At 39.0% G+C, this 16,642-nt stretch carries 6 protein-coding genes; 1 reads left to right on the forward strand and 5 read right to left on the reverse strand.

What is annotated here, in order from left to right:
- Nucleotides 1-126: 126 nt before the first annotated feature.
- Together T375_RS12370 and T375_RS12375 are read right to left on the reverse strand one after the other, a co-directional pair.
- A complete protein-coding gene (locus T375_RS12370) occupies nucleotides 127-10,647 on the reverse strand; it encodes a hypothetical protein (protein WP_044939091.1) in 10,521 nt (3,506 codons plus the stop codon).
- Nucleotides 10,648-10,814: 167 nt separating this feature from the next.
- The gene (locus T375_RS12375; RefSeq protein WP_044939094.1) at nucleotides 10,815-12,692 is read right to left on the reverse strand and encodes a flagellinolysin; all 1,878 of its coding nucleotides are present in this window, start codon (nucleotides 12,690-12,692) and stop codon (nucleotides 10,815-10,817) included.
- A gap of 180 nt (nucleotides 12,693-12,872) precedes the next feature.
- Here T375_RS12375 and T375_RS13850 point away from each other — a divergent pair, with 180 nt between their 5' ends.
- Nucleotides 12,873-14,438 (forward strand): flagellin N-terminal helical domain-containing protein, encoded by a 1,566-nt coding sequence (locus T375_RS13850; RefSeq protein WP_044939097.1) that lies wholly within the window; start codon nucleotides 12,873-12,875, stop codon nucleotides 14,436-14,438.
- Here the strand turns inward: T375_RS13850 and T375_RS12385 are convergent.
- The 3 genes from T375_RS12385 to T375_RS12390 form a co-directional block, all read right to left on the reverse strand.
- Complete coding sequence (locus T375_RS12385; protein WP_049960436.1) at nucleotides 14,419-15,045, reverse strand: Fic/DOC family protein; 627 nt, start codon at nucleotides 15,043-15,045, stop codon at nucleotides 14,419-14,421. The two genes, T375_RS13850 and T375_RS12385, sit on opposite strands and share 20 nt — an antisense overlap.
- Nucleotides 15,046-15,049: 4 nt before the next feature.
- Nucleotides 15,050-15,214 carry an antitoxin VbhA family protein gene (locus T375_RS13650; RefSeq protein ID WP_155952521.1) on the reverse strand — a complete coding sequence of 55 codons (165 nt, stop codon included), beginning with the start codon at nucleotides 15,212-15,214 and terminating at the stop codon, nucleotides 15,050-15,052.
- Nucleotides 15,215-15,336: 122 nt separating this feature from the next.
- Nucleotides 15,337-16,617 carry an MFS transporter gene (locus T375_RS12390; RefSeq protein ID WP_044939100.1) on the reverse strand — a complete coding sequence of 427 codons (1,281 nt, stop codon included), beginning with the start codon at nucleotides 16,615-16,617 and terminating at the stop codon, nucleotides 15,337-15,339.
- Nucleotides 16,618-16,642: the final 25 nt, after the last annotated feature.

The following is a 16,642-nucleotide window of genomic DNA, read 5'->3' on the forward strand; positions in this document are numbered from 1 at the left end:
TTGCACATGATACTACAATATATTGTATCAAATTCAATAGGAACACACAATTAATTGATTAAAAATTTTTCGACAATATACAAAAAGGCCCTAGGGCATACTGCCCTAGAGCCTTCATTCTACATATTATTTGATAGTTACTGGCTTATGTTCTGACTCTGTAATCTTTTGACGCACTCCATTTACGCGACCATAACCATCTATATGATAGTAATATGTCTGACCTGAAGTAAGCTTAGTATTTGTGTAAGCTCCAGTAGATGCAGGAAGGATTGCTACTAACTTTCCTTCACTTGTTTCATCTTCTGCTCTGTAAATGTAGTAAATTGTCACATTACCTGTTGTGCTCCATGTTAATGTTGCATTACCTGTTTCATAACTGTTTGCATCAAAGCTTGATGTAGAAATATCTGTTGTTGTTTCTACTGTTTCGGCTTCACTGTGTAATGTTGTTCCATCAGGATCATTAGCATATGCAGTCGCACTAACTCTGTAAGTTGTACTTCCTGTTAATCCAGTAAAAGTATATGTCGTCGACTTTGCTGCACCAGCAATCTTGATTACCTCATAATCTCCAGATGAATTAATCTTCTCAAGAGTCAATGTTGTTCCATCAGAGAATATATCACGTACCCATTCTACTGATATTGATTCAGAAGTCTTACTTGTTACTACAAGATTAGCAACACTTTGAAGCTTTATCGTGTAGCTCTTTGTGTAGGTGCCAGTAAGTCTTCCACCTTTACCTGTGAGTGTAAATGTGTAAAAATCTTCATTCGAAGTACTGTAATAAGGCTTATTTGTTGGATAGCTGATTTCGTAATCACCAACACCAGTTTCTGAATCGTATTTAACAAGCTTTTTGAAAATCTGCTTCTTATCTGTCTGTAAATTGTACGATGTAATAAATATTGTGTAAGAAGGGATAACTGGTAATCCTGTATATCTCTGCTCACTTGCCAATACTACTGTACAATAGCTTGTATCACTTTCAGCTACTGAAACATTTCTTGGTGTAATCTTGTACTTAATAGTCTTCGATCCTGCTTCACCATTTACTTCATAGTTGATTGTAGCTTCAATTGTTCCAGGTTCTACAAAGTCTGGTGCTTCTGTAACAGTCTCACCTTTTCCTGTATAAGTAATTACATTTCCATCACGCTTATAGGTGATATCCTCTATTGAGGCAACTGACTCACTATAGTCAAGCTTAAATGCAGGTATTATTGGATATCCTGTGTACTGATATTCAGACCTATAGTTTGTAATACCAATGTTTGAAATATCAAAATCAACATTGAATGTTACTGTCTTGTCGCCTGACCAATAGATATCCTTGGAAGCATCAGTAATACCTCTATATGTAACCTCACCTGTTCGAGTGCCTGAATCGGATTTAACACAGCTATACTCAACATCATAGGTAAGCTTATCATCTACAGGATTTCCACCATCTCGCTCTAATACGAGATACATTTGTGGATCACCCTTTGTAATACCTTCACCGTGATATGTTTGAACTGGTCCAATATCATCTCCAGCTTTTACGAAGTTATTATTCTCATCGTAATAGTATACAGATGTTTTGCTTAAATCTCCTGTTATGTAGAAATTCAAGCTCTTGTCCCCTGAATAATTACCTATACCTGTCACTGTGACTGTAGCCTTACCAGGCATTACATTATCATCATATTTAAGAGTATAATCTGTACCTAATTCAAGTTCTCTCTTATTATTAAATACTGTTACCTCTGGTTCAATCTCGTCACCATCAGCATAATCATACATGTTATCATCTGTTCCATTTACAAACTTGACATCAAAGTCACTTAGCGCATCTTCAAGAATAATGAATTTTATTGTAAATGTAATAGGATTTGTAGGAGCATAATAGTTTCCTACATTCTCCGCATCGTTATCTGTCCTAAACTCTATGTTAATTGTGCTAGTGGTGTATTTTAATGTACTTCCTTCGTAAATAAATGTAGATGCGGTACCACAATCAGGTTCATATGTAATCTTTACATCTTTAGTATTATCTACAACTGTATTTAATCCTAAATCTTCTATCTTTACGGTTGGTTTAACTGTAGCGCCATCGTAAGTAGTGTAATAGTATCCTACAAATATACCCTGATTGTCAGTATCAGTTGTTTTAATCTTTCCTGTGTCCACAAGATATGTTTGAACATCAGCAGCTGTCATTCTTGACAGATTTGTTCCTGAAATTGTGAACTGCAACATTCCATCAGATGACTGCATTGGATTCTGAGTCTCAAATAGAGAAGTAGTCGAATCACTAATCTTTCTCTTATTTACCTTGTACGTCTGTGTTATTGTTCCACAGTAATCGCCTTCACCCGTTATTACAATTTTCTTGTAACCTGCATTTATACATGCGTCAGTGTTTCCACTTTCATCTGTATATGTAACTGTGTAATTCTTTGCTGATATACTTCCAACACTTACTACTACTGGCTTGTGGGCTTTAGAATCATAATCGTATGTCCACTGATCTTTAAACTTCTCTGGATTATTCTCAGAAGTATTGTATTCATAAGTGTTGCTTCCATACCTATATGTTACAGTTATTCCTAAATTATTAAGATTCTTACCAATATTAAATGGTAATTCCAAAGTGCCCGTATATGTACCTTTACCGGTGATAATTACTTTTGGTGATGTTGATGCAACTGGTGCATGTTTATCATCTGTAACCGTTGCACTCCACTCGGCAGAACCTGTATCCTTTGCATTTTCTACAGATAGAGTAAAGTCTTTATTCTGAACCAATTCATAGGTTACATCTGCGCCATTTGTTCCTGCGCCTTTGTAAACATCTGTAATGGCAATCTTTGGTACATTATCGCCACCATTTGCATCTTTGGTAACCACATCATATACCATAATTGTAAGAGTATCAGTTATGTTACCTGCTGAGTCCTTAAGACCACCTGTCGTAATATATCCAGGTTCTGCAGTTGTAGTGTTGGTATCCAAATCACTCTTATATGTCCAAGTTCCTTGGAATCCATTTCCAGCACTATAGTAGTAGTGATAATTGCTTGAAAGTGAACGCTCAGTTACTGTAAATGTATCAGTAATACTTGATTCACAGCTATTTAAACCACTAATTTCAATAGTGTAAGTTCCTACCTCTGTAACCTTACCATTGGTAATATTTGTATTACCCTTCTTAATCGTTACATTGTAGTCACACTTAGTATCATCCACTGCTTGATATGCACCTTTTTGTGTAAGTGGAACTGTTACTACATTTCCTGATGCATCAGTGTAGCTTGTTGTCATTTTTACAATATTGGCTACATCTATTTCTCCACCTGTGTACTCTGCAGTTCTCTGTGCAAAGGAAACTGAACCACTATTCAAATCAAGCTTTTTGATATTGAATGTTCCTGATGCACTATTCTTTGTATTGCCAGAAGCACCGGCAGTTACTGTTAATTTAGGAGCATTAGTATCTGTGCTGTTTGCTGCTACTGTATTATTTGAATAGAACGATCCATCTACAACACCTGGTGCATAATAATCACCTGTAGTTGTTGTTCCTGTCTGGACTTGAAGCTTGTTCTTGATTCCATTAGCTTTATCAACATAGTAAACAGCATAGTCTGGTGTAAGTTTAACCTTATCTCCGCCTGTAGTTGGATCAAGGAAATAACCGCTATAGGTCGCATCTTCTACCTCTACAACTACATGGTCTGTATCTGATAAGTCAAGTTTTTCTATTTCAAACTTAAGACTATCTGGGTAGAATGTTGGGCACTTATAAGAACCAAGTCCAGTAATACCTATGTATGCCTTATCACCACCATTAGTTGCATTTGTATTATTGTAGTAAGTTACAGAGAAGTCTTTTCCTTCTGTAAGTGTCTTTGGTGTTCCGCCTACATCAACTGTTCCTGTTACCTTAGGCTCAATTCCCGAACCTGTGTATATAAATCCATCATCAGGGGTAGTAATTGTAAATGTACCCTTTGTCTTTAAGCTAACTCCTGAAACATCAAATGTTACTGATTTTTCACCATATACAACATCATCATATCCAGTAGCCTTTTGAGCCTTAATAGTATAAGTGTCTATGTTTGTTACTGTCGCTGGTGTAACAGAAATATACGCATTACTATCTAAGCTTGATGCCTTGTGATAAATAACCTTTGTCTTTGAAGCCTCACTTGTATCTTTTACAAATACTTTTACATGATCAACTATTGAGAATGCACTTCCTGTGTATGAAGTTTCTGTAATCTCATTGTTAGCTTCATCATATATCTTGATAGTTGCATTTGTTAGATTGTATTTAATGTAGAAAGTAAAGCGTGCTCCTGTATTAGAGTCTTTTGCATAATACTTACTATTATCTGTTGCTGTCACTACTACATTGTATACACCAACTTCTTTGGCATCATCTGGATTTGAAGTTTCTGTTGCTGACGATGTCTTTTTATAGTTGTAGCTTATTGTATAATCGCCATTTGTATCTGCCGAACCTGCATCACCTAATAATCCATTGAATAATGTAGTTGGGTCCAGCACTGAGCCTGTGTATTCAATAGTCGTTGCTTTTAATGAAATACCTGAGTATGTTGCTAAATCTGCCAAGAAGTAAATCTCGGAACCATCAGCTGCTAGTACATGGGCTGCAGTATTTACGCAGAGGTACTGTCCAGTTACTGATACTGCTGGATCTTCACCTGGCTCTCCCGGATTTGTTCTTGCTATAGAATATGTAGGTTCATCTTTTCCATCAATAGAAATAGTTGTAGGAATAGTTCCATCATACTCTGTTGAATTCAATGTCTTATACTTGATTGTTGGAACTATTGTATCCTCGTTGACAAGCAAATTTCTGCTAGATGCAAAGGATACACTTGCCAAAGAATTTGAACCTGTTGTCGATGTCAAATCCAATACAATATTGAAGTAAATCTTCTCTGTTCCACTGTAAGTATTAAGACCTTTTACTGTCAAATAACTAGTCTGATATGAAGGAAGCGACGTTGTTTCGACGCCAATTATTTCATAATCAGTTCCTCTAGTAAGCTCTTTACCACCCTTTGTTTCATACAAATGTACTTCGACTTTATTTGTGTCAATTAATGTATTGATTGCATTCAAAGTAAGAGTTGTCTGAGTGTATGTAACATCACTCATTGTTCCATAAAAGCCCGTGATTGCATTTGTATTAATTGCATACTTAACTGTAATTGTCTTTGTTGCGTAGTTAGAGCTATTAACAGTTATTGTTGCAGTAGCTAAATTGTCAGCCGTTGTTGGTTCCACGTTATTAGCATAAGTAATGCTGTATTCAGTTGAGCTCAATGGTGTACCCGACATATTAGTAACAATAATCTTAGGTTCAATAGCTTCGCCTGTGTACATATATCTATGTGCCGTATCAGCTATTGTGAATTCGTTTGAAGCCGCATTAGTTGTTCCTACTAACTGAGTTTCTGCGATTGTGTCAACATATACGTTCTCATAACCTTCTACAATCTTAAATCCTAAAGACGCATCACCACTATAATTCCCAACACCTGTAACTGTTAAAGTTGCGTTAGTACCTACTGTTGAGCCAATATTGCCTTCACAAGTAAAATCATCAGCAGTTAATGCCATAGAATGATTTGCTTCTACTGTTGTATAAGGTGTTTTTGCATCACTGTATGAATATGTAAAGACAAATGAAGGATCTACAGTTATGTCGCTACCTGTATAAGGTTGTTCTTTTGTTGTAGTAGCCTTAACTCTCTGTCCACCCAATGGCTGAGGATTGATATAATAGCAAATCTTTGCAGTTCCATAGAAACCTTCGCCGGTTTCTCCGGATACAACAATAGTAATTAGGTTGGACTTACCTGTTCCCTTTGCTTCTCTTGCATCATATAACTTGTCCCCTGTTAAGTCTAAACTACTTGTGATAGAGTCAATAGAGACATTTCCTACGGTACCGTCGTCAGCATCGTAAATCTTTGTACTATGTTTGTCGTATAACAATACCTTTGGAGCCTGACTATTTCTCCACATGAGAGATACCGGGTTAGCTTCTAATGTAGAAATCTCTCCCAATATGCAGGCATAATCTTCTCCTTGAACATTATTGTTTGCGTCATAGTATGCACCTAAGATAGATACTTTACCTTGGCTAATATCTGTACCGACTGTGTATGTTTTATCAACGGCGCCTTTATAATTATTTATACCAGTAATAGTGATAGTTTTTTCACCTGCGGATGTCTTATCAGTAGCATTGTAAGTTACTGTGTAATCTCCGGTTGTTCCTCCATCGGTACTTACTGTAAGTTCTTTGTTATTTACAGATACAACTAGTTCTTCAAGGGCAACGTCACTGCCTGTGTAGGCTTTTTCGAAGTTGTTTTTTTCGCTTAATGTAACAGTTACATCATCGCTTGAAATGTCGATTGGGTTGATTGATAAATAAACAATCGCATTGCTGCCTTTATAGTTACCTTGGCCTGTAATGTATAAATATGGGTTTGAATTGCCATCTGCTTCGTTGTAAATCTTTGCATTAGTAGCATTTATATAGGAATACTTATAGTCGGTCTTATATGTTAGTTTTGTACTTCCTAAATATACTGCAACGCTACCATTAAAAGCTGTTCCTGTATAAGTTATTGGAACATCACTAGTATAATATCTTGTTATTGTACTTCCGGCTGTAACATCTTTAGCCTCGCCGAGATACATTGCTTCATAATCGCCTTTTATTTTAATTGTATAGGCGCTAGACGTATTGCTAAGAATAGAAAACTTCAATATAACTGAACCGGTAAGGTTATTGCTACCAGTTACTGTTACTGTTGCTGTTTCTGTTCCAACACTGATATTGTTATCATATTTAACTGTGTAGTCTACATCTTTAGTAATCTTATCAGTAATATCATTTGAGCCAATAATGAACTTTACTTCTGGTGTAAATTCACTACCGTTATATACTAAATTATTTACTGAATCCTTCCATGTAACATATGCTTTTGTTACATCTGTATCACTACGTGTTAGTTCAGCTGGATCAATCGTAAACTTATAGCTTGATGATGTAAGTTTTCCAGTAAAGTTTCCAACACCTTCAATATAGAATGTCGCTCTTCCAGCATTAGTATTGTTTTCATATGTTATTGTATAATCGCCTGTTACGCCTCCATCTGTACTTTCCGTAAGCACATTTGAACCATATGATACTTTAATATCATAGTTATCTGTAGATGAAGAAGATGCTGTAGCAGTAGTTAATGTTATCGGACTTCCTGTATATGTTCTCGAAGAAAGCTTTGATAAATCAACCATACTAGTTGTTAATGTTCTAGCACCTATCTCGTAGTAAGCTGTTATTGGTGAACTTACATAATCTTTTAACGCACCAGTAGATGTTGGTGTTGCAGTAATTACCTTTGTGCCAGCATTTGGTGTTAATTCTGTTGAATTTTTATCTAATATAGTTAGTGTAAAATCTGTATCAACAGTATAGTATTTCCCATTCATATACATACGAATTGTAGATGGTCTAGTGCTTGAACCGTCGTATGTCATAGTATATGGAATTACATAATTATTATCTTTTGTACCGTCATAATTGTTCGAACCAACTGTTATACGAATTCGCATATCATTGGCATAGCTTGCAACTATTTTATAGGTTCCTTCTAGTTTACTCTCTGAATCAAAATTCTTACCTGCACCAGTAATTATTACTGTAGGTATCTTTGATGAACCTGTTATATTTACATAATCAGCTGTCTCATCATATGAAACTGAGTACTCGTCTTCACTTACAGTCTTTTCATTGAATTTGACAGTAAAATCTGTTCCTGCTTTAGCTTTATGTTCATTTCCATCATGATTAAATGTAGGATTAATCCATTCAATCTTAGCAACACCAGCAGCACCTATGTCTGCTTTCTTCATTTCAAAATCAAGCGAAAGGGTTGTACCTGCCAATCCATATCCATCCTTGATTGTGAATGTAATTGTTTTTTCTCCTGCATTAGTTAAAATAGCATCACTTGTAGCACCTGATCTATCAGTTATTACATAATCTGCAGTTTCTGAATTTATATAATCAACTACTTGTCCTTCAGAATCTTTAAAGACTACCTCTGGCCATCCTGACGCAAGCGCAAGTTTATCTCCTGTGTAAGTGCAATTTTCTAAAGCTGAATTGCTACTAAATTCTACTGTTAACCCAGCATCTGCTGTTACAGTCTTAGTCCATGTTGTACTTCCCGAGAAGTTGCCATCGCTTGTTGCAACTATGGAAACAGTATATGTCTTACCTGCTATTGTAGTTGCAGTTGTATATGTTGCAGTAAAATCTTTTCCAAATACTGGCTTAGCCTTTACTTTATATACAGCATTTGTTGGATCAATATTATCAATAGCTGTTATTGCGCCGCTCTCTATCGTCATAGTAGTCGCATCGGTAAACGCAGCTGAAGAAAGGGCTAACTTACTAATCGTAAATGTTCTGTTAAATGTATATGTTTTACCACTAACTGGTGTGTAGCTGATTGCTAACTTTGCGTTTGTTGTAGCATCAGTATTGTTTGAAGCACTTCTTTCTACTGATACTGTTTTATTTTGGTCTTTATCTGAATAAGCTACAACTGTTGGAACAATTGCTTCACCTTCATAATCAACTGATGGTGTCGTGCCGTCATCTGAACCCGCAATTGTAAACTCGATAACCTTTACAGTTATTTCTTTCTTGCTGCTTTTATAAGTAGCTGTAATTGTTGCTTCACCAGACTTCTTTGCTTCAAATGCTCCTGTTGTCGCATTTACTGAAACAACAGCACTATTCGATGTCGACCATGTTATAGTTCTAGTCGCTGATGTATTAGATAATGTAGCAGTAAAGGTTCCTGTATCCCCTAAACTGTACAAATATGTGTCAGTTGTATAAGGATTCAACTGTTCAGCTGATGATGTTGCACTTGATGGGTCTGGTCCTGTTATGCTTGTAATAGTATATGAATCACTAGGTGTTTCAACTACTTCCACATTATAGTTAGTTGAGTAATCTATATTTGTTTTTTCTGTAAATACTCCCTCTGGAGCATCGTTTTCCCATCCATCTTCTAAGATGTATGTTCCAATATTTCCATCTCCATATCCAAAATCTACATATCCATTTGGAGTAGCTGTTGCTTCGATGATTACAGCATAGTTGTCTCCATAAGCGATGTATTCATCTGCTCCAGATTTAACTGTTACTGGTATAGATACATTAATCCAACCAATACTTGAAGCTGTAACGTCTTTAGTTCCAGTTGCTACTGCTGTTGCCGAGCTTAAAGCCTTTGATGTAGATACGTTTTTATAAACTGTAGCTGTGAAAGTATATGTGCCTTTTGTATCAGCATATATTCTAAAATCAGCAGATTTAATTCTTATATATGGACTTGTATATGTTGAAGCTACATCGTTTTCCTTTAAATATCCTATTCCATCAATCAAGTCAGGATATATCGTAATGTAGCTTTCTGAATTATTAATCGTACCAACTACATAAGTCGAGAAATGCTCTGCATCAAAGCTAACATCCTCACCTGCTACGTCAGATGGGATTTCTGTTACTGTTTCCTGGTCGTCCTCGATGCGGTATGCAACGATTTCTTCGTCTGGAGTGTCGGCAAGTTCTGAGACACCTTCGAATGTTACTGAAACTGAGTTGCCATCGTCCTTTGGTTGATACTTGTCTCCATGACGGTCGTAGATTGTGATATCGAAGGCCTCGTATGCTTCGAATGTGCCTTCATCTATTGTTTCATTTACAATGTCGTTTACTTTTTTAAGTGATTTTGTGTAGATAGTAACCTTTGACTTTCTTGGCATTTCGCCGGCTACAGTTACCTTTACACCGTGGATTGTCTTTGAGTATTCCTGATACTCAAGTGACATATCCTCATATCCGCAGTGAACGCAAACCCAATCTTCGTCAAATTCGCAGTCCTCTACTTCTTCCACTCCGCACTTTGTGCAGCGCTTTGTGTGTGTTCCATCATCGTTTGAAGTGTACTCCCACTCGTGGTCGCACTCTTCCTCTTCTGCTGGCTGCTCATAACCGCAATGAATACAGATTCCGTCTTCTCCAAATTCGCAGTCTTCTGTCTCGCCCTGCTCTTCGCACTTTGTACAAACCCAAGTGTGTGTTCCGTCATCGTTAGACACAGCTTTCCAATCGTGCTCGCACTCTTCCTCTGCGTCCTCCTCTGGAACCTCTTCCTCTGGTAAAATCTCATCCGTTTCATCTATATTCTGGGAATCGTCTATATTTATTTCTTCTGAATTCGTTACTTCATCCGTGACTTCTGGGTCAGTTACTTCTGGCTCTGTCACTTCCGGTTCTGTCTCAACCGGTTCTGTCTCAGCCGGTTCTGTCACTTCTTCCGTTACCTCTGGCTCAGGCGTAGTGGTATCCGCAGTTTCTCCTTCCGTAGTTTCTACGTCGGATGCCGCCCCGTCGTCTTGGATGGTTTCTGTTACCATGTCCAAATCGCTATCTGCCAATGAGAAGAAATCATCTCCCACCATGGTTGTAAGTAGCAACATGGCTAGCAAAAATGCCATCATCCTTTTCAAGATATTCATGCTGTTGTTCATAGGCCAATTCCCCTTTTCTCGTGCTTTTTGCACGCAAAAATAGACGTAAATATAGTTTTACGATTTCATTATCGGCACTTCTTATTATTAACTTTAGCCTGTTTCAGGAAAAAATATGTTAATTTAATGTGAAAAAAGCGCCCAAAATGGACGCTTTCACGGAATGTTTAGAATTGTAATAGTGCCATGACTCCATCTGTACTTGAATTTGCCTGAGCAAGCATTGATTCGCCTGCTTGGGCAAGGATCTTATCCTTGGATAAAGTCACCATTTCATCTGCCATATCTGCATCGCGAATTCTAGATTCTGCTGCATCAGTATTTTCCACCACGTTGTCAAGGTTTTTTATGGTATGTTCCAAGCGATTCTGCATGGCTCCAAAATAACTACGAACACCACTGACAATCCTTATCGCTTTGCCGAATTCATCTATTGCCGATGTGGCTGTATCCTCTGTCAAAACCTCTGTTGTATCGATTGTAAGTGCTTCGCAATTCATGTTATAAAGCCTGATTTCTAGCTTGTTTGTCATATCAGCATCTGTTCCCAGATGAAGAATTACATTGGCATTTCCCCCGCTTGTGGTTGTGGATGTAAGTGTGCTGTAATTCTTTTCAACGTTTGTAATTCGTATCGGTTGAGTGTCCTTATTAGCTGTATCGCCAAGGATTGCTGTTCCACCAATCTTCAAATCGTCAGTTATGAGCGAGCCAGCGCCTCCCACACTGTAATAGGATAGTTGACGAACAAATTCAACAGCGCTTAGCTTGTCTGGTTTTTCCGAAAAGCTTGACGTACTTCCCGAATCAATAGCACTAATGATATCGCTTACTGCAACTCCAGTTTGCCCTGAAACAATCGAGCTAAAGCTGCCTGTTTGATCATCAATCAAGGCTCCAAAAATCTTATCTGCACCATTTCGCAGATTGCTTACTGACACACCATTGCCATCTGCTGCAAGGTAACTAGCATAGGCTGCCGCCAAATATCCATGACCATATGGTCTACTTTCGACCGTATAGTCACCGCCCTGGCTCAGGTATGCGGCGATTGCAGAATCCTGGCTGGTATCCTCTGCGCTTGTAAGCTTCCCAGCCAAATTTATGAGACTGTTATTCCATCCTGTTGTATAGCCGCCGCCTGCCAACTGAGCAGTACCCTCAACAAACCAGGTTGGCATATCACTTGCAGAACCATCGCGACTATACATTCCACTTGGCATCGCTACATCCATAATACCGTGCATGGTCTCATGAGCGATGGTACTTTCTAATTCTTGCAACTGAGAATCGCTTAAATTTAATGATGGAAAATCCTCCTCGTCTACGGTCATGCCGAGGGAACCTGATGCAAATTCCTGTGTTGAGCCTAATATTCTAAAGCTTGCGCTCATATATGCTAAGGTTCCATATACTCCATCTATATATTCAATTGAAAGCTTTGTATCATAAGGTGTTTTGTCCCCTGATGCCAGCTCATTTATCTTATTTCCAAGAGATGGGAATGCAGACAAAATCTGACTTACTGCGTTTGGAAAATACTCATCAGAAATCTTCGCAGCTAGCTTATCTACTGCTGTTTCCTGTGTTGATGTAGCGTCGATTGACTTTAGTTTTGGCACAAAGCCATCCTTGCTGAACACCTGTATATCATTAAATTTTGTTCTTGCTGTAATGGAATTTATTTCATCTTTAATCTTTTCAATTTCGGCATTGATGTTCTTGCGGTCGCTGTCTGACAGTGTACCGTTTGCTGCTTGAACCGCCAACTCGTTGCTGCGCTGAAGCATATCGTGCACTTCATTGAGAGCGCCATCTGCGATTTGAACCAAAGATATGCCATCACCACCATTAGTTGAAGCCTGATTCAATCCACGTATCTGGCGACGCATTTTTTCTGAAATAGAAAGGCCTGCAGCATCATCTGCTGCACGATTAATACGATATCCACTGGAAAGCTTTTCCATGCTCTTTCCAAGGGAATCATTTGTTAAGTTGTACATACGGCTAGCATTACTAGCGTTCATATTGTGTTGTACTACCATTAATCGCACCCTTTGTATCGCCTTTCTAGGCTTTTTCCACGTTACACTTCATATGTCGGCTTTCTTTATAGAAAAATGACCTCAGATAATTATTTTTTATAACTTTATTATTTCTATAATATTTCAATATGTAATGTCGATATCAAAGATAACTGGTTACTAATTAAGGAGATTTATTTAATGGTTGTTACACACAATTTACAATCATCAAATAGCAGCAGAGTTCTTGGTAACACTACTGGCCTCATAGAGAAATCAACGGAAAAGCTTTCTTCCGGCTATCAAATCAACCGTGCAGCAGACAACGCTGCAGGTCTTGCTATCTCTGAAAAAATGAGAAAGCAAATTCGTGGTCTCAATGAAGGTTCTGTTAATTCTCAAAATGGCATCTCCCTAGTTCAAATTGCGGACGGTGCTATGTCAGAAATTCATGACATGCTTCAGCGCGCCAATGAGCTTTCTATCCACGCCGCAAACGGCACACTTTCTCAGGCAGACCGTCAAACATGCCAAGACGAGCTTGATCAGATTAAAGAAGAAATCGACGGTGTTCGTTCTAGAACATTTTTCAATAAAATTCCTGTTCTTAAGGGTCTCCCTGTTAATATTCAGGGCGATATGATTACTCCTGCCTACACAAAGACTATAACTTCAGGTGCAGATTTACCTGAATGGTTACAAAACGGCATAGATAATGCTTCATTGACTAACGGCTATATGGCAAGCACATACAACACAACAGTTAATGTAACCTACAAACTAGAAGGCTCTGATGAAGAGCTTACTGGCACTGCAACCATACCACACTCTGCAACATATATTGACTTCTCTGGCATTTCTGCAGATTCTGTGTCACAGCTGGATGGTAAAGGTATATATTCTACCTGTTGTTCTTGTCAAAACAGATATAGTATCAAGTTTGATGCCACTTCCGAAACAAATACTGCCACACAAAGTGGACAGCACCACATTTATACAATCGGTATAAAAGGTGCCACCTCCGCTACAGATGTTTTGAATAGGATAATGGAAGGAACAAAAGATTTTTCCGGCGAACTTGGCAATCCAGATAATCACTATACAAAATACGCCATCGAAGGCAGTACACTTGTAATATACGATGACCGTTCTTCTGCTTCTCAAGCAACCGTTTGGTCTTCAATTGATTCAACCGGTACCGTTACTGAGGTTACTTTTGAAAAATTTAGTGCTTCAACTGGTGCGGGATGGGAAAATGTAAATTCTTATAACACTCGTGCCACCTCGCGATATGGACTTTTCGGGCTCGGTTACGCTGAAACAGTTCCCGTTGATGCAACTTACGGTACAAAACCTTCAAGTCGCAGTGCAGACATCAATATTCACAGCGGTGCGGAAGCAGACATGGACAACAAGATTTACATCCTTCTTCCTAATGTTTCTTGTGATGCTATGAATATTACAACAGTCGATTTCATGGTACCTAATGGTCCGGAGGATGCAATCACAAGAATCGGTTTCGCCATCAATTACCTCAGCGATGAACGATCAAGGATGGGAGCATATCAGAATCGTTTGGAACATACTATAAAGAATCTAGATAATGTTACGGAGAATTCCCAAGCCGCAGAATCTAGAATCCGCGACACAGATATGGCAAAAGAAATGGTTAGTCTCTCAAAAAATAATATCCTTCAGCAGGCCGGTCAGGCAATGCTCGCGCAAGCCAACCATTCTACCGAAGGAGTTATGAATCTTCTTCAGTGATTTCTACCAGGCATTTATACAAAAGCTCCTCGAATGGACCGTAGTTCAGAACGGAGCTTTCTTTGCTGGCCAGAATCATGTCGTTTTTAGTTGTTTTAGAAAAATCTATATCAAAGTGATTGCTGTTTTTGCAGATGTATTCGATGAATACGCGCTGGGCGCGGCCGTTGCCTTCTCGGAATGGGTGAATCATGTTTATCTCGCCAATCAGGTAAGCCAGCTTTTTCGCCATCACTTCTTTATCATCTATATCTTTCAGGTAATTATTGGCAATAATCCAATCGTGAACCTTTTTAAATTCTATTTCAATGAATTGCGTCAGGCAAAAGATCGTGCCCTTTGAAATATCTACGGTGCGAATCTTGCCAGCCCACTCGTAAATATCCTGGAACAAGTACCTGTGAATGGCACAAAGATGTTGCAAAGAAAAATCTCCAGGAATTGGGCGCTGGCTGATTTCAAAGTACCGCGCGGAGCTAAGCTCCTGCTCTGCTTTGAAGAGCTGCTCCTTGTCGTGTATATCAAGTTTGTTTTTGAGAATGTGAGTGTGGGGATAACAATACTGACCGTTATCCTCGTACTCATAGCGGTAATATTCATCCATCATAGGCTTATCCTACTGAAACATACCTAGATGTAATCTCGCGGACCACATCCTCCACATCAATCTCTTTTTCAATGATCATTCTCCCGCGTTCAAGCTCCTGCGGTGTGAGTATCATGTCCTCCATTGCAAACGAGGCAGAGACGCTAGCTATCTTCTCATCTGTAGACATTAATCTCTCCTTATTTATCGGATTAAAAACCATATTTTTCACCTATTATTCCGAAACGACTGTTAATTGGTGGTTAATCTATGGCTCTATTATATCACATTTTTTAATCGTTTTGTTATGGTTTATAACTGACTGTTTGGGCAGCCTTTTTCGGTTTGTGGCCTAGTTCTGGTGACGAAATCAAGCAAAATCGATAAGGCGAGGGCTACCACGCAGATGACAATGGTTAAAATCCAGGCGTTTCTGTCGTCGTTTGCATCCACATATCTGCCTGAGTACCACATGACATAACCGCTGGCCACTGCCCCCAGGAAGCTCACCCAGCCAAATGCTCGGCCCCTGTACTCTGGCCCAACTGCCTGCACAATGTATGGTGAGAAGCAAAGCATGGTAAGAATCTCGCCTACGATGAAGATTGCGATGGCGATATAGTAGGCTGGAATGTGGCCAAGGCTTACTAGAAATACGCCAAAACTAAGGATTTGAGCGGCTACGCCGGCGACAAGCTTCCATTGGTTGCTTCTTGATTCAACTATTTGAGTTATTATCGGTGTCAGGATGACTACTAGGAAGCAGCTTACGCTCATTACTGTTCCGTAGATGGTAGCGCCCATATCCCCGTGATACTTGGCGAAGTCGATTGGCATCAGGTACGAGAACTGGCTGTAACCACCTTCGTACAATGCGAAGGCCAGCATGAAAAGAATTACAGGTTTGTTAGTCTTTATAAGCATGCTGATGAAACCTTTAGCTGCTGGATTTACCTGGGTTGTTGGAGTTACCTGGGTTGCTGGTGCTTTGTTTGTTGTAGTTTCTGCATCTTCTGTCTGGTATCCTTTTTCATCTACAAACAGAATAATCAGCACTGTGGACATGGCAATTGTAACCGCGTCAATAATGAAGCACAGCCACAGGTAATTATTGAACAGGAAGCCTCCGATGATTGGAGCCAGAATGAAGCCAACGTTTGCGCCCATGTACTGGATGGAAAAGGCTTTATCCTCCTTGCCCGGTGGGGTAACAAGGGCCACCAGCGCGCTATAGGCTGGGCCTTCAATTGTCTGGAAAAAGCTTGCCACCATTATCATAATGAAGGATGCAAAGTTGAAGGCCTTTACTCCACAGATAAGATAAATAGTTATGGATACCAAGTCGCAGGCAATTATCATTGCTTTCTTGCTGATTCTATCTGCCAGCTGGCCACCGATCAGATTCGCTGGTAGGTTGATCAGGCCCGCTAGCATTATCCATAAGGCTGTCTCTGATGCAGAAAGCCCAAACTTCTGGTTCAAAATCAGCGTAAGCATTGGCATAATCATGGCACCCATATTTGTGACCATTCTTCCGATAGCTAACGCATAATTTGCCCTCGTCAATCCTTTGTACTGTGTTAAAATTTTCATGTCTCTACCTCGTTGTGTGTGCTGT

Origin of the sequence: Pseudobutyrivibrio sp. LB2011, assembly GCF_000701765.1 — a bacterium.
In the GTDB taxonomy this organism is placed as follows: Bacteria; Bacillota; Clostridia; order Lachnospirales; family Lachnospiraceae; genus Pseudobutyrivibrio; species Pseudobutyrivibrio ruminis.

What these genes read in the sequence shown, in the direction of transcription:
- T375_RS12370 (WP_044939091.1), bottom strand. Translation starts at nt 10,647, where the DNA reads ATGAACAACAGCATGAATATCTTGAAAAGGATGATGGCATTTTTGCTA.
- T375_RS12375 (WP_044939094.1), bottom strand. Translation starts at nt 12,692, where the DNA reads ATGGTAGTACAACACAATATGAACGCTAGTAATGCTAGCCGTATGTAC.
- T375_RS13850 (WP_044939097.1), top strand. Translation starts at nt 12,873, where the DNA reads ATGGTTGTTACACACAATTTACAATCATCAAATAGCAGCAGAGTTCTT.
- T375_RS12385 (WP_049960436.1), bottom strand. Translation starts at nt 15,045, where the DNA reads ATGATGGATGAATATTACCGCTATGAGTACGAGGATAACGGTCAGTAT.
- T375_RS13650 (WP_155952521.1), bottom strand. Translation starts at nt 15,214, where the DNA reads ATGTCTACAGATGAGAAGATAGCTAGCGTCTCTGCCTCGTTTGCAATG.
- T375_RS12390 (WP_044939100.1), bottom strand. Translation starts at nt 16,617, where the DNA reads ATGAAAATTTTAACACAGTACAAAGGATTGACGAGGGCAAATTATGCG.